Here is a 20,368-nt window from a genome sequence, read left to right as displayed (position 1 = left end):
GTCGACGGGGTGAATTCCTCTCCCGTCGACGAACCCAGGAGGAGACATGACCAGCGACACCCGCATCCCGCCCGCCGAGATCACCGGCATCCGAGGCACGCTGCTGAAGACGATGGCCCGCAGGATGACCGGACGCGTGCCCGACTCGCTCGGCGTGCTGTGGCATCATCGTGGGCTCATGATGGACACGATGGGCATCGGCCGTAAGGTCGAGGGGTGGAAGGAACTCGATCCGACCCTCGCGTCGTACGCGGCCATGGCCGCCGCGGCGACGATCGGCTGCAGCTTCTGCCTCGACTACAACTACTTCATGGCGCACAACCACGGCCTCGACGAGGCGAAGGTGCGCGAGGTGCCGCGCTGGCGCGAGGCATCCGTGTTCTCGCCCCTCGAGCGCCGGGTCATGGAGTACGCCGAAGCCGCCAGCCAGACGCCGCCCGCCGTGACCGACGAGCTCTCCGATGAGCTGCTCGCCGACCTCGGCCCCGCGGCCCTCGTCGAACTCGCGGGGCGGGTCGCGTTCATGAACATGAGCGCGCGCATGAACGTGGCACTCGGCATCCACTCCGAGGAGTTCGCCGACGCCTGCGGGCTGGCGCCCCTCGCCACGCGCTCGCCCGTCGAGATCGCGTCCCCGGCATGACCGACGATCCGTTCGTCACCCATCGCAACCTGCTCTTCACGGTCGCGTACGAGATGCTCGGCTCCGCCGCCGATGCCGAGGACGTGCTCCAGGAGTCCTGGCTGCGGTGGGCGGAGGTCGACCAGGCCACCGTGCGCGAGCCGCGTGCCTACCTCGTGCGCATCGTGACAAGGCAGGCGCTGAACCAGATCCGCACGCAGGCGAGGCGCCGCGAGGAGTACGTCGGCGAGTGGCTGCCCGAGCCACTGCTGACGAGCCCGGATGTCGCCGACGACGTCGAACTGGCCGACAACCTGTCGATCGCGATGCTCACCGTGCTCGAGACGCTCGGGCCGACCGAGCGCGCGGTGTTCGTGCTGCGCGAGGTCTTCGACCTGTCGTACGACGAGATCGCGGATGCCGTGGGCAAGGCGCCGGCCGCCGTGCGCCAGGTCGCGCATCGGGCGAAGTCGCACGTGGCCGCACGACGTCCGCGGGTCGAGGTCGCGCGGTCGGAGCACGAGGAGGTGGTGGGGCGGCTGCTCGCCGCCCTCACGAGCGGCGACGTGCAGGGCCTCATGGACGTCATGGCGCCCGACATCGTGTCGGTCGCCGACGGCGGCGGCAAGGTGCACGGCGCGGCCCGCCGCCCGATCGTGGGATCCGAGCGGCTGGCGCGGTACCTCGTGGGCGGCTTCTCGAAGGCGCCGGGCGAGGTCGTCATGTCGATCGTGCAGGTGAACGGGCAGTCCGGCGTCCGCATCGAGACCGACGGACAGCTCGTGGGCATCGTGAGCTTCGAGGTCGAGCACGGCCTCGTCACCCGGATCTACTCGATCGCGAACCCCGACAAGCTCGGCTCGGTCGACGAGGAGACCTCGCTGGCCCACTAGACCCAGGCGGTCAGCTCCACGCCATGTTGACCAGGCGCTCGAACGTGGCGTAGCCGCCGCGGGCGAACGCCTTCGCCATGGGCACGTTGCCGACGTCGGTCGAGGCGCGGATGTGGGGTGCGCCCGCCTCGGCGAGGATGCGGGTGCCCTCGGCGAGGATGCCGTCGATGTAGCCGTTGCCGCGGTGCTCGGGCAGCACCGCGAGGTACGCGACGATGTGGTGGTACGTGTTGCGCGCCGGCATCACGAACCCGACGACCTCGCCCGAGGCGTCGAGCGCGACCCGCCACCACTCGCGCGGCGTCGTGTACTGCACGAACTCCTCGTCGTACTGGGCCCGCGCGACCTCGTTCGGCGCGGCATGCTCGAGCTCGGCGCGGCTGTGGGCGTCGAGCGTGCCGGGCAGCACCCGGGTCGTGAGGTCGAGCAGCTCGTCGTCGTCGTCGAACCCGCGGAAGGTCAGCCGTTCGTCGGGCGCGGGCACGCCCGCCTCGGGCGTCCACTCGAGGCGCAGCCGCTCGACGAGGAAGCGGGCACCGGATGCCTCGAGCAGCGCCATGACCGTCTCGGTGGCGCGTCGCTCGGCGGGCTGCTCGCGCCAGTCGGCCGGCAGGTAGCGGGCGAATTCCGGCGGTGTCTGCAGTGCGGCGATGACCTCGGCGCGAGCCGCGTCGAGCAGCGCCGACCCGACGTCGTGCTGCTCGTCGTCGGAGAGGGCGTCGTCGAGGTCGAAGACGTCGAGCTGGGCGGGTTCGGTCGCCCCGGCCGGGCTCCACAGTGCGAGCCGCCCGAGCAGCCGGTCGCCGCGCACCGCGAGCCAGGTCCACTCCAGACGCCGTCGGCCCTGTGCGAGGTCGTCGGCGATCTCATGGTTCAGCGTGTACGGCAGGCGGTTGAAGAACGCCACCTCGCGGGGGTCGCGGAGGTGGCGGATCTCGACGCCGTCGATCGAACGGGGAGCGGTGTTCGTGAGGTCTCGCATGTGTCCTTCAGGTCGGCACCACGACCGGACGCCGCGGTGATGCCCTTCGAACGTATCGCGAGCCGGCGACGAACGGACCGGACGGATTCAGGCCACGGCGCGCAGCACCGGTCGGCCGGAGTTTCGGATGCCTCGTGTCAACCCATCGCCGCCGGACGGCGCGCTCGGTACGCTGACCCGCAGACGCGCCGCGGCGCAGGGTCGCGACGATGAGAAGGGGGATGGCATGTCCATCGGAGACGAAGACATCACGCTCGAACCGAAGGACGGTCGCGAGGGCCTCGCCGAGCCGAACTCGACCGACCGGGGCGGCGAGGGGGCTGCCGATGGCGGCGCCAACCCGCACGGTCACGACGGCGGTGCCGATGGGTCGGCCGATGCGGGCGAGGGCACGGCCGACGGCGGCGCCAACCCGCACGGTCACGACGGCGGTGCCGACGGGTCGGCCGATGCGGGCGAGGGCACGGCCGACGGCGGCGCCAACCCGGGCGGCCACGACGGCGGCGCCGACGGATCGGCGTAATGGCGGCAGCGGAGCGCGGGCCGGCTTCCCGGCCCGCGCTGTCGCGCTGCATCGCGGTGCCGGCGCAGCGGTTCGCCGACGAGGTCTGGGCGCGCACCGCGCTCCTCTCGCGCGCCGACGAACTGCCGTCGGGCTTCGACGACCTCTTCAGCGCCGACGCGGTCGATGAGCTGATCACGCGCCGCGGCGTGCGCACGCCGTTCATCCGGATGGCCCGCGACGGCACGGTGCTCCCCGCCTCGGCGTACACCGCGTCCGGCGGCTACGGCGCGGAGGTCGGCGACCAGGTCTCGAGCGAGCGGGTGTTCGAGCGCTTCGCCGACGGCGCGACGATCGTGCTGCAAGGGCTGCACCGCCTCTGGCCGCCGATCATCGACTTCACGCGCGAGCTCGCCGACGAGCTGCGGCATCCGGTGCAGGTCAACGCCTACGTGACGCCGCCGTCGGCCCAGGGCTTCGACCCGCACTACGACACGCACGACGTGTTCGTGCTGCAGGTCTCGGGCGAGAAGCACTGGCGCATCCACGCACCGGTGCACGTCGACCCGCTCAGCTCGCAGCCGTGGAGCGGGCATCGCGACGAGGTCGCCGCCGCCGCGCTCGAGGAGCCCGTGATCGACGCCGTGCTGCGGCCGGGCGACGCGCTCTACCTTCCCCGCGGCTGGATCCACTCGGCGACGGCCGGCGGCGACGCCACCTCGGTGCACCTGACCATCGGCATGTCGACGTACACGCACGCCGATGTCGTGTCCGCGCTCGTCGCCCGGGTGGGCGACAGCGAGCGCCTACGGGCGTCGTTGCCCCTCGGCGTCGACTTCGACGATGCGGAGCAGGTCGCGGCGATCCTCCGCGAGACCGCAGACGCCCTGTCCGAGTTCGTCGGGCGGGCGGATGCCGCGGGCACGGCCGAGGCCCTCGCGCGGCGCTTCGAGCGCGACATCCGCCCCGAGCCGTTGGCGCCGCTGGCCACGCTGGACGCCCTCGCGGAGCTGGATGCCTCGGCGACCGTGCGATGGCGCGGATCGCTCCGGGTGCGCGTCGAGGCCGACGGCGATCGCGTGCGCATCGTGTCGAGCGCGAAGACGCTCTCGCTGCCGATCGAGGCCGAGGCCGCCGTGCGCCGCCTCGTCGAGGGCGACCCGATCGCGGTCGGCGACCTGCCCGGCCTCGATGCCGCGAGCGCGGTCGTGGTGGCTCGGCGACTGGCGCGCGAGGGGTTCGCGGTGACGCCCGCGTGACGCACGCCGCCGTGCCCTGGGCGCCGTGCAGCGACCGCGCCCGCGAGCGGAGGGATCCCCTCGCGGGCACGGCACCGCGCGGCATCCGCTGGCTGCTGCTCGAGGTGGCGACGGGCTGGGGCCCGAACGCACTGCTCGACGCGCCGTTCGACCGGGAGCTCGGCCGGCGCCTCGTGCGCCGCGCGGAGGCCGCCGACCTGCGCATACTCGCGATCCGCCGGCCGGGGCGTCGCACACCGCCGCCCGTGCAGCGTTGGGCGATCCTCGACTCCCGGCCGGGCCTGGAGTCGATCGCGTGGGGTGAGGCGACGGATGCGGCCGACCTGCTCGAGCTCCCGCTCGACGGGTCGGCGGGCACGCCCTCGACCGAGCCGATCTACGCGGTGTGCGCCCATGGCCGGCACGACCGCTGCTGCGCGGTGCGCGGCCGCGAGGTCGCCGCCGAGCTCGCCGACGCACGGCCCGAGCAGACCTGGGAGTGCTCGCACGTGGGCGGCGACCGGTTCGCGGGAACCATGGTCGTGTTTCCGCACGGGCTGTACTACGGGTACGCCGATGACGGCGACCCGGTGTGCATCGCCGACGCGTTCGACGATGGACGTGTGGTGCCCGATCGGCTGCGCGGCCGCAGCTCCCTCAGCCACCCCGTGCAGGCGGCGCAGCACTACGCGAGGCAGGATCTCGGCGACGATCGCATCGTCGCGTACCCGCCGCTCGAGGAGGTCGCGACGGACGGCGGATGGCGCGTGCGACTCGGGCTCGGTGCCGGTGCCGGTGCCGGTGCCGGTGCCGGTGTCGATGACGGCATCGGCTCGGACGCCGACGACGCCGGCTCGATCGTCGTCGACCTCGTCGAGGAGGCCTCGCCGCCGCTGCTCTCGACGTGCGCGGCGACCCGACTCGTGCAAGTGCGGCAGTACGGCCTGCGCGGCATCACCTGACGGCGCCGGATCGAACCGACGAGCCCTCGCCGGTCACGTGGGACGCGTTCGGGTCACCCCGCGCGCGGCCCGTCGAACACCAGCGTTCGGAGCAGCACCTCGAGCGAGGCCTGCACGCGCGCGTCGGTCCAGGACTCGGGGTCTTCGACGGCCTTCACCTCGTAGCCGCGGCAGGTGAGGTAGAGGATGTCGGCGATGTGTGCAGCGGTCTCGTGGTCGACCCGCACGCCGTCGACCTCGACGTGCCCGGCGCCGTCGAGGAACTTGTCGTACGTGGCATCCGTCACGCCGCGCACCAGCTCGTAGGCTCGGCGGTTCGCCCCGCGCACGTCGGCGATGACCTCGATCCAGAGGCTGCGCAGCACGTTCTCTTCGGGGTCGGACGTGCACATCCACCGCGTGAGGGCCGCGAGGCGCTCGACCCCGACGAGGTCGCCGAGGTGCTCGAGGCGCTCGGCGTCCCACTGCGTGCGGGCGTGGTCGAGGGCGTTCGCCATGAGGTGCGCGCGGGAGGGCACGAAGTTCGTGATGTACGCGGTGGAGCGGCCGAGCCGGTCGGCGACCGCGCGCAGCGTGACGGCGCGGGTGCCGCGCTCGCGGGCGACCTCGACGGTCGCGCGGGCGATGTCGGCGAGTCGCTCGTCGGTATCGACGTCGATCGGCACGGGTTCCTCCCTCTCTCGGTTGACAGCATGTCACCTGTCGCCTAGGTTTCAAAACACTGTTGTAAAACAGGTAGATATCTCAGCGGATGCCGCGGGCCGACGCCCGATCGCGCCGCATCGCATTCGTCACCCCGAGGAGCACGCATGACGGAGAACGGCGGAGTCTCGTTCTGGCTGCAGCAGGTCGGCATCCCGGCGCCCCGCCCCGCGCTGCCGGGGGACCTGCACGCGGATGTCGCGATCGTCGGCGCCGGCTACACCGGCCTCTGGGCGGCGTACTACCTCAAGCGCGACCAGCCCGACCTCCGCATCGCCGTGCTCGAACGGCGCTTCGCCGGGTACGGCGCCTCGGGCCGCAACGGCGGCTGGCTCACCAACTCGGTCACCGGGGGCCGCGAGCAGTACGCGAAGAGCCACGGGCGCGACGCCGCCATCGCCCAGCAGGTCGCCCTGAACGAGTCGGTCGACGAGGTCATCCGGGTCGCCGCGGCCGAGGGCATCGACGCCGACATCTGCAAGGGCGGCGAGCTCACCATCGCGAACACGCCCGCCCAGTTCGCCCGGCTGCGGGCGTTCGCCGCCTCCGAGCAGGCCTGGCCGGCGACCGACCTCGAGCTGCTCGACGCCGCGCAGGCCTCCGCACGCGTGAACGTCGCGGGCACGCTCGGCGGGGTCTGGCACCCCCACTGCGCCCGCGTCCATCCGGCGAAGCTCGTGCTCGGCCTGGCCCGAGCGGTCGAGCGGCTCGGCGTCACCATCTACGAGAACACGACGGTCACCGAGATCCGCGAGGGCGAGGCGCGCACCGACCACGGCACCGTGCATGCCGCGCACGTCCTGCGCGCGACCGAGGGCTTCACGCCCGACCTGCAGGGCGAGCACCGCACGTGGTTGCCCATGAACTCCTCGCTCATCGTGACCGAGCCGCTCGCGGCATCCGTCTGGCAGCAGACCGGGTGGGAGGATCGCGAGACGCTCGGCGACATGGCCCACGTCTACATGTACGCCCAGCGCACCGCCGACGACCGCATTGCGTTCGGCGGTCGCGGCGTGCCCTACCGCTACGGCTCGCACGTCGACCAGGACGGCCGCACGCAGCAGCGCACCATCGAGAGCCTCACGGCCTTGCTCACCCGCTTCTTCCCGGCCGCGGCGGATGCCGCGATCGACCACGCCTGGTCGGGCGTGCTCGGCGTGCCTCGCGACTGGGCGGCGACCGTCGGCCACGATCGCGCGACCGGACTCGGCTGGGCCGGCGGCTACGTCGGCACGGGCGTCACCACGACGAACCTCGCCGGCCGCACCCTGCGCGACCTCGTGCTCGGCCGCGACACCGAACTCACCCGGCTGCCGTGGGTCGGCCACCGCGCCCGCAAGTGGGAGGTCGAGCCGCTGCGCTGGCTCGCGGTGCAGGCGATCTACGGCGCCTACCACGCCGCCGACCGCGCCGAACTGCGCGGCCGCGCCACGACCTCGCCCATCGCCCACGTCGCCGACCTCGTCGCCGGGCGCTGAGCGGCGCGCCCGACCCGGCGTCGTGACCGGGGCCCCGGACGCTCTGGCGCGATAGTCTCCGGACATGAGCGCGACGGATGTCGAGACACCCACGGGCCTCACCACCGCCGAGGTGGCCGAACGCATCGCCGACGGGCGGTCGAACGCGTTCACGCAGCAGTCGAGCCGCAGCGTCGCGAGCATCATCCGCGCGAACGTGCTCACGCTGTTCAACGGCATCATCGCCGCGTGCTTCCTCGTGCTGCTGCTGCTCGGCCGCTGGCAGGACGCTTTGTTCGGCATCAGCGCCGTCGCGAACACGGTCATCGGCTCGGTGCAGGAGTTCCGCGCGAAGGCCGCGCTCGACAAGCTCGCGCTGCTGCACGCGCCCCGGGCGAGGGTGCGCCGCGACGGCGAGGTGACCGAGGTCGCCGTCGCCGAGGTCGTGCTCGACGACGTGCTCGTGCTGCGCGCCGGCGACCAGGTTCCGGCCGACGCCCGCGTCGCGGCATCCGCCCACCTGCAGCTCGACGAGTCGATGCTCACCGGCGAGTCCGACGCGGTCGACAAGGTGCCGGGCGACGAGGTGCTCTCGGGGTCGGTCGTCATGGCCGGCGAGGGCGAGGCCGTCGTGGTGCGCGCGGGCGCCGACTCGTTCGCCAACAAGCTCGCCTCCGAGGCGAAGAAGTTCTCGCTCGTCGCGAGCGAGCTGCGCTCCTCGATCGACAAGGTGCTGCGCGTCGTGGCGTGGATCGTCGGCCCGATCGCACTGCTCGTGTTCAACGCCCAGATGTTCGTGTTCGGCGGCTGGGAGCAGGCGATCGAGTCGGGCGACTGGCGCCAGGCGGCCGTCAACACCATCGCCGCGCTCGTCGCGATGATCCCGCTCGGACTGGTGCTCATGACGAGCATCGCGTTCGCGGTGGGAGCCGTGAAGCTCGCGCGGCAGCAGGTGCTCGTGCAGGAGCTCGCCGCGGTCGAGGGGCTCGCGCGCGTCGACCTCATCTGCCTCGACAAGACGGGCACGCTCACCGAGGGCAGCATCGTCTTCGACGCCGAGCACCCGGTCGGTGCTGCGGCCGCGGGCGCCGACGGCGGGCCGGAGGGCTGGCGTCGCGTGCTCGCCTGGTACGGCAGCGAGCCCGACGCGAACGCCACCGCCCGCTGCCTCGCGGAGCCGTACGACCAGGCGCCGGCGGCGGCGCCGGTCGCGCGCATCCCGTTCTCGTCGGCTCGCAAGTGGAGCGCCGTCGCCTTCGCGGAGGGCACGGATGCCGCGGGCAGCTGGGTGCTCGGCGGACCCGAGATGGTCTTCCCCGACGACCGGCTCGCCGGGGACTCGCGCGAGCTCGCGGCATCCGGCCTGCGCACCCTCGTGCTCGCGCACGGCCGCGAGCCGCTCGACGAGGACGCCGAGTCGCTGCCGGGCGACCTCGAGCCGGTCGCGCTCGTGACGTTCCGCGAGCGCATCCGGTCGGATGCCGCGGAGACGCTCGCGTACTTCGCCGAGCAGGGCGTCGCGGTGCGCATCATCTCGGGCGACAATCCCGACACGGTCGCCGCGATCGCGCGGAGCGTCGGCCTCGATGCGCCGACGGGGTTCGACGCGCGCCGGCTGCCCGAGGACCCGGCCGAGCTCGCCGAGGTGCTCGAGCACCATCTCGTCTTCGGACGCGTCACGCCGCAGCAGAAGAAGGCGATCGTCATCGCCCTGAAGCAGGCGGGGCGCACGGTCGCGATGACCGGCGACGGCGTCAACGACGCGCTCGCGATCAAGGAGGCCGACATCGGCATCGCCATGGAGTCGGGGGCGTCGGCGACGAAGGCGGTCGCGCGCATCGTGCTGCTCGACGGCCGGTTCTCGCACCTGCCGAGCGTGGTCGCCGAGGGGCGGCAGGTCATCGCGAACATCGAGCGCGTCTCGATGCTGTTCCTCACGAAGACCGTCTGGGCGACCGGGCTCGCGGTGCTGTTCGGTGCGTTCATCCTCGAGTTCCCGTTCCTGCCGCGCCAGCTGTCGGTCGTCGACGGCCTCACGATCGGCCTGCCCGCGTTCTTCCTCGCGCTCATGCCGAACGCCCGGCGCTACGTGCCGGGATTCCTGCGGCGTTCGCTGAGCTTCGCGATCCCGGCGGGCATCGTCGTCGCGCTCGCGGTGTTCGTCTACAGCTGGGCGGCGACTGAGGCGGGCATCGGCCAGGACGAGCTGCGCACCGGCTCGACCCTGCTGCTGACGATCATCGGCCTCTGGATCCTCACGGTGCTCTCACGGCCGATCGACGGCTGGAAGATCCTCATCATCGGATCGATGATGCTCGGCCTGATCCTCGTGTACTCGGTGCCGCTCGTCACGGAGTTCCTCGTGTTCGTCGACCCCTCGATCGTCACGGCCGCCCTCGTGCTCGTGGTGGCGGTCGCGAGCATCGGGCTGATCGAGGTCATCCGGTTCGTGCACCTGCGCTACGTGCGAAGAACCGCGCGGTTCGACCCGTCCACAACACCGTGACGGCGGCTGCCGCGAGCACGAGCTCGGCGATGACGAACCACTGGTCGGGCGAGGCGATGAGGCTCACGACGTCGAGCGCGAGCGCGATGGCGAGCAGCACCGTCACGAGCACGCGGGCGTCGCGCCGGCCCCGCGTGAGACCGGAGGCGATCGTGATCATGAACAGCCCGAGCAGCACCGTGCAGGCTCCCACGACGGTGATGACGAGGCGCTCGGCCTCCGACGTGTCGGGCAGGTAGCGGCTGAACATCAGGGCGATGCCCGAGATGATCTGCGTGACGCCGTTGAGGTAGCCGAGCACGACCGCGGCGAGGAGCTCCGCGGGCGGCCGATGCGATGCCGGCCGCGAGGGTTCCGGCGCTTGCGACGGTTCCGTCGTCGTCGTGCCGTCGGACTGCTCGGTCATACGGGCGACCCTAGCGGACCACGTGGCCGTCTGGCCCGGGCATGCACGGGTGACGTCATCGGCGCAAGGGCTGGCCGCCGCGCGCGTCCGGGCATAGCGTCGAGGCATGACGATCGACAACGGACCAAAGCCGAACGTGTTCGACCTCGAGACGGCGACGAAGCAGAACGAGAACTACCGAACCGTCGCCTGGAGCGGCAAGTACCTGCAGGTCACGCTCATGTCGATCCCGGTGGGGGCGTCGATCGGCCTCGAGGCGCACCCCGAGACCGACCAGTTCCTGCGCCTCGACGCCGGTCGCGGGCTCGTCAAGATGGGCCCGTCGGAGCACGACCTCCCCATCCAGGAGGAGGTCGCCGACGGCTGGAGCATCCAGGTGCCCGCCGGCACGTGGCACGACGTCGAGAACATCGGCGACGAGCCCATGCGCCTCTATGTCGTCTACGCGCCCGTGCACCACGCGGCGGGGATCGTGCAGGAGACCAAGGGCGACGCCGACCGCGACGAGGAGTCGGGCGTCGACGAGCCGCCGGCCTGGGCCGTCGAACCCGAGGAGGGCCAGCCCGACGAGCACGCCTGAGCAGGCGCTCAGGCCTCGTCGAGCATCGCGAGCTCGAACACGGGATGCCGGTCGGCCTCGGCGGCGAAGGCCTCGACCGGGTCGTCGGGCTTCGCCGTGAAGTACGGGAGCACGAGCGGGGCGACCGCGACGTAGCGCTTCAGCACGGGGCCGGCCTCGACCGCATCCGCCTCGCGAGTGGCGAACCGCCGGGTCGTCCGCCCCCGCGCGAGGGTGACCTCGCCTGCCGCGCGCACGTTGTGCACCCACGCGACCGTGCCGTACGGGGAGACGAGCCAGACCGACCCGCCGACCTCGATCGGCGTGACCGGCATCGAGCGCAGCTCGCCGCTCTTGCGTCCGCGCACCGACAGCACCGACGTCTTCGGGATGAGCCCCGCGCGGGCGAGCACGCGCATCACCGAGTTCGCGGCCTTCATCGCCCGGCCGGGCTCGTACTTCTTCGGCAGGTCGTTCTTCGGCGCATCCTGATTCGCTGCATCCTGCTCGCTCATCGCGTCCTCCGATCGGCGGTCCTCGGTTCGCGGATGCCTGCAGTCTCGCGGGTGGACCGAGCGGAGTTCAAGGGGTTGCGAGCGGATGCCCCGACTCGACGTTGCCCGGTCGTGCGACGGCGACTCGCCTCACGACGGCACCGCGGCGGGTCAGACGTGGCCGATGCCGAAGTTCCACGGGGCGAACACCGTGTTCGACACCCCGTCGTGCTCCCACGTGTTCACGGCGACGGAGTAGGCGTTCTCGTACTCGATGCCCGGGGTCGGCTCGCCGATCGGTGCGCCGGTCTCGACGCGGACCTGGTCGTAGCCGTTGTCGTACCAGGGCTCGCCCAGCTCGGCGGCGAGCGCCTCCGCGTCGCCACCGGGTTGGAACCCGTTCACGGTGCGCACCGCCACGCCGTCGCCGACGGTCGGCGTGGCGAAGTTCACGCTCACGTTCATGTCGATCCCGTCGTAGGTGCCCTCGCCCTCGGTGGCGACATCCGCTTCGTGATCGTCACGGACCGAGAGGCCGTCCCAGTCGTAGGCCGTGCTCGGCGGCGACTCGAGGCCGCCCTCCGACTCGGATTGCGCGGGTGCCGCACCGAGCACCGTCGTCAGGGCGCCGATGAACTCCGCCGCCTCGTCGTCGTACGACAGGGTCGTGATGACCGCGTCGCTCGCGTCGAGGAGTTCCAGCTGCTCGGGCCGCACCACGATGGTGGCGACGGTGGTGAGCGGGTCCACGGGTTCGGGCTCGACCGTCGGGGTGGGGCTCGCCTCGGGCTGCTCTGCCGCATCCGGCGTCGTGGTCGGCGTCGGTGCAGCTGCAGAGCAGCCGGCGAGCAGCAGGACGGCGGCGACCGCGACGATGATCGGCGTGCGGCGGGTGGCGAGCTTCATTGATCTCCGATCGTGCGGGTGTGCGGTGTGCGGTGTGCGGTGTGCGGGCTGCACTGCGCGGGCTGCGCTCAGGGTAGCGGTACGACGGGACCCGTGACTCGGGGCCCTCCCTGATGCGGCACCGCGGCCGTGGTGCGTGGGTGCCTCAGTCCGCCGCCTGCGCGAGCGGCCACACGACGTCGAAGCGCTCCAGGACGATCTCGAGGTCGGGGGTCCACTCGAAGCCGAGGCGTGCGGTCGACCGCCGCCAGTATCGGACGTGGTCGTCGCGCCACGACGCGAGCGTGCGATCACCCTCACCCTCGTCGTAGGCGAACGACTCGTCGACGTCGTCGAGCACCGCGATGCGGAGTTCCGTGCTGCGCAGGATGACCCGGGGCCGACCGGTCGAGTCGCACGCGATCCAGTGGCTGCCGACCCGGGGCAGCGGCTGGTCCTCGGCCTCGAACTCGGCCACGAGCGTCGCGGTCGCTCGCTTGGGACCCGCGAGCACCAGGTCGAGGAGCTCATCGGTGAGCTCGGGGTGGTCGCCGAACCGCTCCACGGAGGGCGGCTCGACGTCGGTCGCCACTTTCGGGCGAGCGGTCCGGTAGGCCTCCCACAGCTCGGTGGCGGCGGCCCGGTCGACCGGTGCGTTCTCGGCGGTGGCGTTGGCGGAGTTCTCCATGCACGTCAGTCTCGCAGCAGAGCGAACCTGCAGGCGAGTGGGAGGGCGTCGCGACGACGACGCCGCTGCCTACGGCTGCATGGGAGTCCGAACGATCTCGACGCTGCCGAAGATGAAGCCGGAGCTGAAGGGTTCGCTGCCGTCCCACTGGTCGATCGGGGCCGACAGGAACGACACGAATGCGAGCACCGTCCATGCGGCGGCGATCACGACGACGGCGATCGTCGCACGGTCGAGGATCCGGATCGCATCGGCGGTGCCGGACGCCCGCCGCAGGACCCGCGTGAGCGCCCAGATCACGATGACCCCGATGATGAGGAAGACGACCCCGGACGGCCGCATGGTCATGGACACGCACTGCGGCACGACGTCGGTCGCCCGGCCGTTCGCATCGAGGTATCCGCCGTCAGCGGCGATGCCACCCGGGCATCCGCCCTTGGAGGCCACCGATACCGTGCCGTAGACGATCGCGGTGCCGATCGCCCAGGTGACCAGGCGACGGATGCGCCGGATCACCGCCGCGCCGGGCAGCGTGGCCAGTGCGGCGCTCGGAGCGTGGTCGAGGGTCTCGGGCATGCGGCCTCCAGGGCGTAGGGATGCCGTCATGGTGCCAGCGGCGGATGCCCCGGCACAAGGGCCGCGCGCCCCGCTCGACCTACGGGCGACCGCCTTCCCGCAGGCGTCCGCGGAGGAACGGCAGCGCCGGTGCCCGGTACGTGAGCGCCGGGGACTGCTGCGGTTCGAGCGCGAACTCGGCCTGTCCGAAGCGCCACACCCGATTGAACAGGAACACCCCGACGATCACCGTCTCCTCGGACGGCACCTGCCACGTTCCCACACCCCACTGCGCGGGCTGACCGCGGCCGGCGATGACGAGGGTCGGCTTGACGCCCCAGTGCAGGGCGAACCACGGCCGATGCAGGGTCAGCTCGATGCGGCGGGTCGGCGTCGCCTCGAATCCCGTCACCGATCGGCCGGTGCGTGCGCGCGCCCGCCGTGCCGCCCAGACTGCCCGTGCATGTCGCTCCCGTTCGCGTTCCGCCCCGGCCAAGGCTAGCCGTCAGGCCGAGCGCCGCGGAACGGCGATGCCGGAGGTTCAGTCGCCGGGTTCGAAGAACAGCGCCTGGAGGTCGTCCGGCCAGTCCGTCGCGCGACGGGTGCGTGCGTCGACGTGGGCCACGATCATGAGGCACGTCGAGACCGTCGTGCCCGCGGCATCCGTCATCGTGCACTCGATCATCGCGTCGGGGCCTCGGAACTCGCGCACGAACGAGGTGATCGAGACCTCCTGGTCCGCGGTCGCCGGCCTGATGAAGTCGATCTCCATGCGCCGCACCCAGGTCATGAATCCGAGCGTGCCGAGCGTCGGCAGGTCCCAGCCGGCGTAGCGTGCCAGGCCCTCCATGCGGTGGTCGGTGAAGTACCTGGCGTAGTTGCCGGTGCTCACGTGCTGGAACGGATCGAGCTCCGAGAAGGCGATGCGATGCGTGGTCTCGTAGACGATCGGGGTTCTCGCCATCGGACCTCCTCGTCGCGGCGGGCGCGTCGCGGCACAGGCTACGCCGCCGGGGCGGACGCGGCCAGCCCATGCTGGCCGTGCGCGTGCACCGCGCCATACGCTGCAGGGATGATCACCGACCGAGACCTCGCGCGCTGGCGACTGCGGTCGCAGCTCCTCGCCGCCCCGGCTTCCACGGCCGAGGAGGTCGTGCGCTCACTCACGGCGGTGCAGGCCGAGAACCCGTCGCAGTCGGCGTGGGCGGTCGCGACGCGCACGGCCTCGCCGCGGCCGGAAGACCTCGCCGGCGCGCTCGCCGACGGGCGGGTGCTGCGCATCCACGTGCTGCGCTCGACCTGGCACTACGTGCACGCCGATGACGCGCGCTGGCTGCAGGACCTCACGTCGCCGCGGGTGATGCCCGTCTTCGAGCAGCAGCTGCAGCCGATCGCCGACCGGCTGGGCGCGCTCGACGACGCGGTCGAGGCGATGCTCGCCGAGTCGCCCGACCGCACCCGCAGCGACCTCGCCGACGGGCTGGCCGAGCGGGGCGAGCCCCTCACGGGTCACCAGCTCATGCTGCTGCTCGGACGCCTCGAGGTGCTGAGTCGGGTGTGCAGCGGCGTGCCGCGCGACGGCGAGCACACGTACGCCCTCTTCGCCGATCGGGTGCCCTCACCGCGCCGCCTCGAGCGCGACGAGGCCCTCGCCGAGCTCGCCCTCCGGTACTTCACGTCGCACGGGCCGGCCACCGAGCGCGACCTCGCGTACTGGGCCACGCTCACCGTGACCGATGCGCGCCGCGGCATCGCCGCCGCCGGCGACCGGCTCGACGCGTTCGAGCATGACGGGCGCACGTTCCTGCACGCCCCCGGAGAGCCTCCGGCTTCCGCCGCACCGGCGGCGCACCTGCTGCAGGTGCTCGACGAGATGTACCGCGGTTACCAGGACTCGCGCTGGATGATCGACGCCGACGGCGTCGTGCCGAAGGTCCGCGAGTCGGCGATCGGCATGGCCCTGCTCGATGCACAGCTCGTCGCCGCGATGAAGCGCACCGTGACGGCGAAGGCGGTCACCTTCGCGGTGCATCCGCATCGCACGCTGTCGAAGCGCGAGATGGAGGCGATCCGGGATGCCGCGTCGCGGTACGGCGACTTCCTCGGGCTCGAGGCGAGGGTCCAGTTCGACGGCGACTGAGCCCCGTGCCGTGGTGGCGTGGTGCCGTCGGCCGGTGGCGGACTGCATGGCTCCCGACCTCGCCGACCCGTGACATCCGCCGCCCGTCGGAGCATGCTGGAAGGCATGGGAACCGTGACGATCTCATTCGAAATGACGCTCGACGGCGTGTTCGACCAGATGGAGCAGTGGTTCGACGAGCACGATCCGGGGCTGGAACGGGCCTCCGATGCGCTCGTCTTCGGCGCCGACGCGGTGCTGCTCGGCCGCGAGAGCTACGAGTTCTTCCGCGAGTACTGGCCGAAGCAGACCGACGACCGAGGCTTCGCGGACCACTACAACACCCTGCCGAAGTACGTCGCCTCGACGACGCTGAAGGGCCCGCTCGACTGGAACGCGACGCTCATCGAGGGCGACGTGGCCGAGACGGTGCGCGGCCTGCGCGAGCGGTACGGCTCGCTCATCTCGCACGGCTACGGGCAGCTCGCCGCGACGCTGGTCGACGCCGGGCTCGTCGACGAGGTGCACGTCGGCATCCACCCGTTCCTCGTCGGTGGCGACGGGAGCGAGATCAGGCTGCGCACGCCGCATCCGGTCGGGTTGAAGCTGCTCGGCGTGGAGACCTACGAGTCGGGCATCATCGCCGCGAGGTACGCACCGGCACCGCCGGCCGAGTAGCTCGGCGGTTCGACGCGGCCCCGCCTGTCGACCATCGACCGCGTCGGTTCACCCTGCCCGGCGACGTGCGCAACCGCCGCGCGACGATGCTCGTCGAGCCCTGAGAGGCCGTGTTCGTCGAACTCCCAATCGGCGAGCAGGACGTCGAAATCCGAGGTGGCCACACGGACATCCTCCCGCCACCCACCGACACTGCAGGTGGTGCGCGGGGAGGAGCCCGCGCTCCACTACCTTGGTGCAGACGACTGGCTCGAGCGGAGGACACCCATGGCCCGCCCCTATAAGCCCGGACCGAAGGACTTCGTCTTCGGGGTCGGCGATGGCGACGATCAGCGCGTCTCCCTGGCCGACCCGCAGGAGGCGTACCTGGCATTCGCCGCGTTCTTCGGGGAACGGGAGGCCGACACGTACTCCATCGTGGATGAGCGGGCAGGCCAGAGCCTGGTGCTCCTGCTCGCCCACGGCGCGATCGCCAGGGTCGAGGTCGCCGACCGGTCTCGGACCGACTACCTGAAGATCGACCGGCCCAATCGCTACATGCCGAGCGTGATGCGGTTCTTCGAGAACGGACATGCCGGTCTCGACCACTTCGGACAGTGGTTCACGGATCTCGCCGACCTCGACGCGTCGCCCGAGGTCCGCGGTGCCGCCCGCGCCGCCACGATCACGACCGAGGCCGCAGCGATCGAGGAGGTCGCTCGCATCTGGGCCGATTCGGGCATCGTGGATCCGACCGACCAGTACTACGTCTTCTTCGACTCGCACGGGCTCGATGACGACCGGGCCGACCGAGCCGAGCTGATCGAGCTGATCGGGTTCCTCGGCCTCGAGCGACTGGACAACCCGGCGGACTCGCCCGATGGCGAAGTCCGGGTTCGCGCCGACCCGCGTCTCGACGTCGAGTTCGAGCGGTGGTCATGAGGCTGGGGCCGGAGCACGCTGACCCGCCGTCGCCGGACGGGCGTCGCGGACACCGCACCCCCTAGCCGCTCGCCCCGCCCTCTACGATTGGGCGCGTGGACTTCTCCTTCGCCTTCACGCCCGACCTGATCGCCGTGTTCGTGACGCTCTTCGTGCTCGAGATCGTGCTCGGCGTCGACAACGTCATCTTCATCTCGATCCTCGCGTCGAAGCTGCCGAAGGAGCAGCAGGCCCGCGCGCGCAACCTCGGCCTCACCCTGGCCATGGTGATCCGCGTGATCCTGGTCTTCTTCGCCGGGTGGATCATCACCCTGAAGGAAGACGTCGTCGTCTGGTTCGGCATGGGCTTCTCGGTCAAGGACTTCATCCTGATCGCGGGCGGGCTCTTCCTCGTCTATAAGGCCGTCACCGAGATCCACCACAAGCTCGAGGGTGCCGAAGAGGAGCACGGTGCCGCGCCCAAGCGCATCACGTTCGGGTCGGTCCTCATCCAGATCCTGCTCCTCGACATCGTCTTCTCGCTCGACTCGGTGATCACGGCCGTCGGCATGACCGAGAACCTCCTCGTCATCGTCACCGTCGTCGTGCTCTCGTTCGGCATCATGCTGTTCGCATCGCGGTTCATCTTCACGTTCGTGAACCGCCACCCGACCGTGAAGATGCTCGCGCTGTCGTTCCTCCTGCTCATCGGCGTGTTCCTCATCGCCGAGGGCTTCGGCGTGCACATCGACAAGGCGCTCATCTACGCGCCGATGGCGTTCGCGATCCTCGTCGAGGCGCTGAACCTCGTCGCCTCAGGGCGCAAGGCCAAGCGCGAGCAGAAGCGCCAGGAGGCCGTGCACCTGCGACCGCAGTACCCCGACGTCGACGAGTCGATCGCGGTGGCGGCCGCGCTCTCGAAGGGCGCGGGGGCGGGTTCGGTCGGCCTGTCGAGCCGTCCGGTCGAAGGCGAAGCGGATGCCGCGGAGGAGCGCGCCGGGCTCGGTTGACCGTTCGCGCGGGAGCCGCGTGGCGCACGACCCCGGGAGTACGCTCCAACCGTGATGACTCCGTCGGTCGTGCCAGGTTCAGCCGTGACGCAGTTCGCGGTGCTCGACGCGTTGCTGGCGGGTGCGTACGAATCGGGTCTCACGGTCTCCGAGGCGCGCACGCTCGGCGACTTCGGGCTCGGCTGCGTCGACCACCTCGGCGGTGAGGTCGTCATCCTCGACGGCGACGTGATCGAGTGCACGACCTCGAACCCGCCCGTCCCGATGCTCGACGACGAGGTGCTGCCGTTCGCGATCGTGTGCCGGTTCCCGGTGCTCGCCGGGGTCGGCGTTCGAGACCGGGACCTCGCCGGCTTCACGGCATCCGTCGAGGCGAAGCTCGTGAGTCGGAACCTGTTCCACGCCGTGCGGTTCGACGGCGTGCTCGCGCACGTGCGCGTGCGGGTGACGCCGCGCCAGCACCATCCGCTTCCGCCGCTCAGCGTCGTCACCGACCACCAGGTCGAGACGGAGGTGCGCGACATCCGCGGCACGCTCGTCGGATTCTGGACCCCGGCGATCTACCAGGGCATCGCCGTCGCGGGGCTGCACCTGCACTTCCTGAGCGAGGACCGCAGCGTCGGCGGGCACGTGCTCGACCTCGCCGTCGATCACGGCGACCTGCGCGTCGCGCCGTACGCCCGCTTCGAGCTGCGGCTGCCGACCGACGACCTGTTCCTGCGCACCGAGCTCACGCACGCCGACGATCACCGCATCGTCGCCGTCGAGGGCGGCGGGGCCGACGCGGCCTGACGTCGCGCTGCCGCGCGGCGGCCTGAGACCGCGCCGCGGACGCGAATGGTCGCCATGCACGCGCCGAAGCGACCATTCGCGTCCGCGGCGGTCGGTGACCGGCGCCGAGCGAGGCTCGGGTCAGGCGTCCACCCAGCTCGGATCGGCGAGCAGCCGCTCGAGCTCGCGAACGAGCCGCGACGTGTGGAACCCGTCGGCGGCCGCGTGGTGGATCTGCACGGCGAGCGGCAGCAGCGTGCGGCCGTCGCGCTCGAGGTAGCGCCCGAGCGTGAAGATCGGGAGCAGGTGGCCTGTGCCGCCGTCGATCTGCAGCGTGAACCCGGTGAAGCTCGTCCACGGCAGGCTCGACACGTCGAAGGCGTTCGGCGGCAGCTCGCCCTGCGGGAACATCGTGGTCGCGCTCGCGGCTGCGGCGAGCTGCTCCGCAGCCCGGTCGTGGAAGCGGCCGAAGTCCTCGTCGTACGGCGTCCACACGGCCGCGAACGTCTCGCGCTCGGGATTGAATACCGTGAACGCGGGGTGCACGACGGGCCACGACGCGGGCTCACCGGCATCCGTCTCTGCCATGCGGAACTCGCGGGCGCGGTTCACGACCGTCGCGATCGCCCAGATCTGCGCCGGGTAGGTCTTGCGCGACGAATGCCGAAGCGCCTCGGCGAACGCGGTCACGTCGAGCTCGACCGTGATCGCGTAGGTGCACGGCACCCGGTGGCGGTAGTACTCGAACGTCTCCCGCCGGTTCCAGCCGGTCACGTCGATGGGTTCGGGACGGGTCATCCGCTCATCGTGGCACGTGCCGCCGACGTGTGCGTCCCGCGGCGACGCACCGCTCAGCCTGCCCGAGCGAGGACCTCGAGCACGGGATCCGTGAGCCGTGCGGCGCGTCCGAACCTCGGCCGCTACGCTGGCCGGATGTCAGCGGGCCGCCGATCTGCCTTGCGCCGAACGTACCTCGGCCTCGGCATCGGGGAGCTCGCGGCGGCGCTGGTCTTCACGATCATCGCGTCCGTGCTCGTCGCCCCCCGGCTCGAGTCGGCCTCGGATGTCGCGGCGCTCTGGTCCGCGCTCCTCCCGCTGCTCGTGATCCTGATCCAGGCCGGCACGTACTGGCTGGCAGCCCGCCGCTGGGTGCACCTGCGGCCGATGCCGAGCGCGTGGGCGACCGCGTACCGGGTGTTCAGGATCACGGATGTCGCGGTGCTGGCGATCGGCCTGGTCGGCGTGTTCGTGTGGTGGCCCGACGGGCTCGGCACGACGTTGCTGGTTCTCGCCGTGTGGCTGTTCGGCGTGATCGAGTACGTCAACTACTTCGTGGTGCGCCTGTCGTACCCGGTCGGCCGATGGTTCACCGAGGTCTGGCAGTGGCGGACGCCGAGGCTCGTGCAAGACCTCAGGCACGCCGCCCGCGAGCGCTGATT

The 20,368-nt window shown here is 71.5% G+C and carries 24 protein-coding genes; 14 read left to right on the top strand and 10 right to left on the bottom strand.

Annotated elements, in window-relative coordinates; all coding sequences use genetic code 11:
• The first annotated feature begins 46 nt into the window (after positions 1 to 46).
• Positions 47 to 643, top strand: a complete 597-nt coding sequence (locus ACR3IO_RS06385; protein WP_434070336.1) for a carboxymuconolactone decarboxylase family protein — start codon at positions 47 to 49, stop codon at positions 641 to 643.
• Positions 640 to 1,515: an RNA polymerase sigma-70 factor gene (locus tag ACR3IO_RS06380; protein ID WP_434070335.1), complete on the top strand. Its 876-nt coding sequence runs from the start codon at positions 640 to 642 to the stop codon at positions 1,513 to 1,515. The genes ACR3IO_RS06385 and ACR3IO_RS06380 overlap by 4 nt, the downstream gene beginning before the upstream one ends.
• Positions 1,516 to 1,525: 10 nt before the next feature.
• Here the strand turns inward: ACR3IO_RS06380 and ACR3IO_RS06375 are convergent, their stop codons facing one another.
• A complete protein-coding gene (locus ACR3IO_RS06375; RefSeq protein WP_434070334.1) occupies positions 1,526 to 2,497 on the bottom strand; it encodes a GNAT family N-acetyltransferase in 972 nt (323 codons plus the stop codon).
• A 226-nt stretch (positions 2,498 to 2,723) separates the two neighbouring features.
• Here ACR3IO_RS06375 and ACR3IO_RS06370 point away from each other — a divergent pair, with 226 nt between their 5' ends.
• The 3 genes from ACR3IO_RS06370 to ACR3IO_RS06360 are packed head-to-tail and all read left to right on the top strand — an operon-like array spanning position 2,724 to position 5,199.
• Entirely contained in the window at positions 2,724 to 3,020 is a 297-nt protein-coding gene (locus tag ACR3IO_RS06370; RefSeq protein WP_434070333.1) for a BatC protein, read from the top strand.
• Positions 3,020 to 4,258: a cupin domain-containing protein gene (locus ACR3IO_RS06365; RefSeq protein ID WP_434070332.1), complete on the top strand. Its 1,239-nt coding sequence runs from the start codon at positions 3,020 to 3,022 to the stop codon at positions 4,256 to 4,258. The genes ACR3IO_RS06370 and ACR3IO_RS06365 overlap by 1 nt, the downstream gene beginning before the upstream one ends.
• Complete coding sequence (locus ACR3IO_RS06360; protein ID WP_434070331.1) at positions 4,255 to 5,199, top strand: sucrase ferredoxin; 945 nt, start codon at positions 4,255 to 4,257, stop codon at positions 5,197 to 5,199. Before ACR3IO_RS06365 ends, ACR3IO_RS06360 begins: the two co-directional genes overlap by 4 nt.
• 53 nt (positions 5,200 to 5,252) lie before the next feature.
• Here ACR3IO_RS06360 and ACR3IO_RS06355 read toward each other — a convergent pair whose 3' ends face one another.
• Positions 5,253 to 5,864 carry a hypothetical protein gene (locus ACR3IO_RS06355; RefSeq protein ID WP_434070330.1) on the bottom strand — a complete coding sequence of 204 codons (612 nt, stop codon included), beginning with the start codon at positions 5,862 to 5,864 and terminating at the stop codon, positions 5,253 to 5,255.
• Between the two features lie 144 nt (positions 5,865 to 6,008).
• Here ACR3IO_RS06355 and ACR3IO_RS06350 point away from each other — a divergent pair, with 144 nt between their 5' ends.
• Entirely contained in the window at positions 6,009 to 7,379 is a 1,371-nt protein-coding gene (locus tag ACR3IO_RS06350) for an NAD(P)/FAD-dependent oxidoreductase (RefSeq protein WP_434070329.1), read from the top strand.
• A 64-nt stretch (positions 7,380 to 7,443) separates the two neighbouring features.
• A complete protein-coding gene (locus ACR3IO_RS06345) occupies positions 7,444 to 9,864 on the top strand; it encodes an HAD-IC family P-type ATPase (protein WP_434070328.1) in 2,421 nt (806 codons plus the stop codon).
• On the opposite strand, the gene ACR3IO_RS06340 is transcribed toward ACR3IO_RS06345, so the two are convergent.
• The gene (locus ACR3IO_RS06340) at positions 9,797 to 10,270 is read right to left on the bottom strand and encodes a DUF7144 family membrane protein (protein WP_434070327.1); all 474 of its coding nucleotides are present in this window, start codon (positions 10,268 to 10,270) and stop codon (positions 9,797 to 9,799) included. The two genes, ACR3IO_RS06345 and ACR3IO_RS06340, sit on opposite strands and share 68 nt — an antisense overlap.
• Positions 10,271 to 10,376: 106 nt before the next feature.
• On the opposite strand from ACR3IO_RS06340, the gene ACR3IO_RS06335 reads away from it, so the two are divergent.
• Positions 10,377 to 10,850 carry a cupin domain-containing protein gene (locus ACR3IO_RS06335; RefSeq protein ID WP_434070326.1) on the top strand — a complete coding sequence of 158 codons (474 nt, stop codon included), beginning with the start codon at positions 10,377 to 10,379 and terminating at the stop codon, positions 10,848 to 10,850.
• Positions 10,851 to 10,858: 8 nt separating this feature from the next.
• Here the strand turns inward: ACR3IO_RS06335 and ACR3IO_RS06330 are convergent, their stop codons facing one another.
• From ACR3IO_RS06330 to ACR3IO_RS06305, 6 genes are all read right to left on the bottom strand, one after another.
• Entirely contained in the window at positions 10,859 to 11,344 is a 486-nt protein-coding gene (locus tag ACR3IO_RS06330; protein WP_434070325.1) for a nitroreductase family deazaflavin-dependent oxidoreductase, read from the bottom strand.
• 150 nt (positions 11,345 to 11,494) lie between these two features.
• Entirely contained in the window at positions 11,495 to 12,229 is a 735-nt protein-coding gene (locus ACR3IO_RS06325; RefSeq protein ID WP_434070324.1) for a hypothetical protein, read from the bottom strand.
• A 145-nt stretch (positions 12,230 to 12,374) separates the two neighbouring features.
• A complete protein-coding gene (locus tag ACR3IO_RS06320) occupies positions 12,375 to 12,896 on the bottom strand; it encodes an ASCH domain-containing protein (RefSeq protein ID WP_434070323.1) in 522 nt (173 codons plus the stop codon).
• Between the two features lie 69 nt (positions 12,897 to 12,965).
• On the bottom strand, positions 12,966 to 13,472 hold the full coding sequence (locus ACR3IO_RS06315) for a hypothetical protein (RefSeq protein ID WP_434070322.1): 507 nt from the start codon (positions 13,470 to 13,472) through the stop codon (positions 12,966 to 12,968).
• Positions 13,473 to 13,551: 79 nt separating this feature from the next.
• Positions 13,552 to 13,863 carry a hypothetical protein gene (locus tag ACR3IO_RS06310; RefSeq protein WP_434070321.1) on the bottom strand — a complete coding sequence of 104 codons (312 nt, stop codon included), beginning with the start codon at positions 13,861 to 13,863 and terminating at the stop codon, positions 13,552 to 13,554.
• 129 nt (positions 13,864 to 13,992) lie between these two features.
• A complete protein-coding gene (locus tag ACR3IO_RS06305; RefSeq protein WP_434070320.1) occupies positions 13,993 to 14,415 on the bottom strand; it encodes an acyl-CoA thioesterase in 423 nt (140 codons plus the stop codon).
• Positions 14,416 to 14,523: 108 nt separating this feature from the next.
• On the opposite strand from ACR3IO_RS06305, the gene ACR3IO_RS06300 reads away from it, so the two are divergent.
• The 5 genes from ACR3IO_RS06300 to budA all read left to right on the top strand — a co-directional run bounded on the left by ACR3IO_RS06300 (position 14,524) and on the right by budA (position 18,950).
• Positions 14,524 to 15,591 (top strand): winged helix DNA-binding domain-containing protein, encoded by a 1,068-nt coding sequence (locus ACR3IO_RS06300; RefSeq protein WP_434070319.1) that lies wholly within the window; start codon positions 14,524 to 14,526, stop codon positions 15,589 to 15,591.
• A gap of 114 nt (positions 15,592 to 15,705) precedes the next feature.
• Positions 15,706 to 16,248: a dihydrofolate reductase family protein gene (locus ACR3IO_RS06295; protein WP_434070318.1), complete on the top strand. Its 543-nt coding sequence runs from the start codon at positions 15,706 to 15,708 to the stop codon at positions 16,246 to 16,248.
• Between the two features lie 267 nt (positions 16,249 to 16,515).
• A complete protein-coding gene (locus ACR3IO_RS06290; protein ID WP_434070317.1) occupies positions 16,516 to 17,169 on the top strand; it encodes a DUF6357 family protein in 654 nt (217 codons plus the stop codon).
• A 95-nt stretch (positions 17,170 to 17,264) separates the two neighbouring features.
• The gene (locus ACR3IO_RS06285; protein WP_434070316.1) at positions 17,265 to 18,158 is read left to right on the top strand and encodes a TerC family protein; all 894 of its coding nucleotides are present in this window, start codon (positions 17,265 to 17,267) and stop codon (positions 18,156 to 18,158) included.
• Between the two features lie 54 nt (positions 18,159 to 18,212).
• The gene (gene budA, locus ACR3IO_RS06280) at positions 18,213 to 18,950 is read left to right on the top strand and encodes an acetolactate decarboxylase (RefSeq protein ID WP_434070572.1); all 738 of its coding nucleotides are present in this window, start codon (positions 18,213 to 18,215) and stop codon (positions 18,948 to 18,950) included.
• A 120-nt stretch (positions 18,951 to 19,070) separates the two neighbouring features.
• On the opposite strand, the gene ACR3IO_RS06275 is transcribed toward budA, so the two are convergent.
• Entirely contained in the window at positions 19,071 to 19,727 is a 657-nt protein-coding gene (locus ACR3IO_RS06275) for a CatA-like O-acetyltransferase (RefSeq protein ID WP_434070315.1), read from the bottom strand.
• A 159-nt stretch (positions 19,728 to 19,886) separates the two neighbouring features.
• On the opposite strand from ACR3IO_RS06275, the gene ACR3IO_RS06270 reads away from it, so the two are divergent.
• Complete coding sequence (locus ACR3IO_RS06270) at positions 19,887 to 20,366, top strand: hypothetical protein (protein ID WP_434070314.1); 480 nt, start codon at positions 19,887 to 19,889, stop codon at positions 20,364 to 20,366.
• The last annotated feature ends 2 nt before the right edge of the window (positions 20,367 to 20,368 follow it).

Origin of the sequence: Agromyces sp. Marseille-Q5079 (assembly GCF_051016555.1) — a bacterium.
Classification (GTDB): domain Bacteria; phylum Actinomycetota; class Actinomycetes; order Actinomycetales; family Microbacteriaceae; genus Agromyces.
The sequence above is the reverse complement of the archived record's forward strand: the minus strand, read 5'-3'. Positions and strand labels throughout refer to the sequence as shown.

Coding starts and splice junctions, on each gene's coding strand:
- ACR3IO_RS06385 (WP_434070336.1), top strand. CDS start 47: ATGACCAGCGACACCCGCATCCCGCCCGCCGAGATCACCGGCATCCGA.
- ACR3IO_RS06380 (WP_434070335.1), top strand. CDS start 640: ATGACCGACGATCCGTTCGTCACCCATCGCAACCTGCTCTTCACGGTC.
- ACR3IO_RS06375 (WP_434070334.1), bottom strand. CDS start 2,497: ATGCGAGACCTCACGAACACCGCTCCCCGTTCGATCGACGGCGTCGAG.
- ACR3IO_RS06370 (WP_434070333.1), top strand. CDS start 2,724: ATGTCCATCGGAGACGAAGACATCACGCTCGAACCGAAGGACGGTCGC.
- ACR3IO_RS06365 (WP_434070332.1), top strand. CDS start 3,020: ATGGCGGCAGCGGAGCGCGGGCCGGCTTCCCGGCCCGCGCTGTCGCGC.
- ACR3IO_RS06350 (WP_434070329.1), top strand. CDS start 6,009: ATGACGGAGAACGGCGGAGTCTCGTTCTGGCTGCAGCAGGTCGGCATC.
- ACR3IO_RS06345 (WP_434070328.1), top strand. CDS start 7,444: ATGAGCGCGACGGATGTCGAGACACCCACGGGCCTCACCACCGCCGAG.
- ACR3IO_RS06340 (WP_434070327.1), bottom strand. CDS start 10,270: ATGACCGAGCAGTCCGACGGCACGACGACGACGGAACCGTCGCAAGCG.
- ACR3IO_RS06335 (WP_434070326.1), top strand. CDS start 10,377: ATGACGATCGACAACGGACCAAAGCCGAACGTGTTCGACCTCGAGACG.
- ACR3IO_RS06330 (WP_434070325.1), bottom strand. CDS start 11,344: ATGAGCGAGCAGGATGCAGCGAATCAGGATGCGCCGAAGAACGACCTG.
- ACR3IO_RS06325 (WP_434070324.1), bottom strand. CDS start 12,229: ATGAAGCTCGCCACCCGCCGCACGCCGATCATCGTCGCGGTCGCCGCC.
- ACR3IO_RS06320 (WP_434070323.1), bottom strand. CDS start 12,896: ATGGAGAACTCCGCCAACGCCACCGCCGAGAACGCACCGGTCGACCGG.
- ACR3IO_RS06315 (WP_434070322.1), bottom strand. CDS start 13,472: ATGCCCGAGACCCTCGACCACGCTCCGAGCGCCGCACTGGCCACGCTG.
- ACR3IO_RS06305 (WP_434070320.1), bottom strand. CDS start 14,415: ATGGCGAGAACCCCGATCGTCTACGAGACCACGCATCGCATCGCCTTC.
- ACR3IO_RS06300 (WP_434070319.1), top strand. CDS start 14,524: ATGATCACCGACCGAGACCTCGCGCGCTGGCGACTGCGGTCGCAGCTC.
- ACR3IO_RS06290 (WP_434070317.1), top strand. CDS start 16,516: ATGGCCCGCCCCTATAAGCCCGGACCGAAGGACTTCGTCTTCGGGGTC.
- budA (WP_434070572.1), top strand. CDS start 18,213: ATGACTCCGTCGGTCGTGCCAGGTTCAGCCGTGACGCAGTTCGCGGTG.
- ACR3IO_RS06275 (WP_434070315.1), bottom strand. CDS start 19,727: ATGACCCGTCCCGAACCCATCGACGTGACCGGCTGGAACCGGCGGGAG.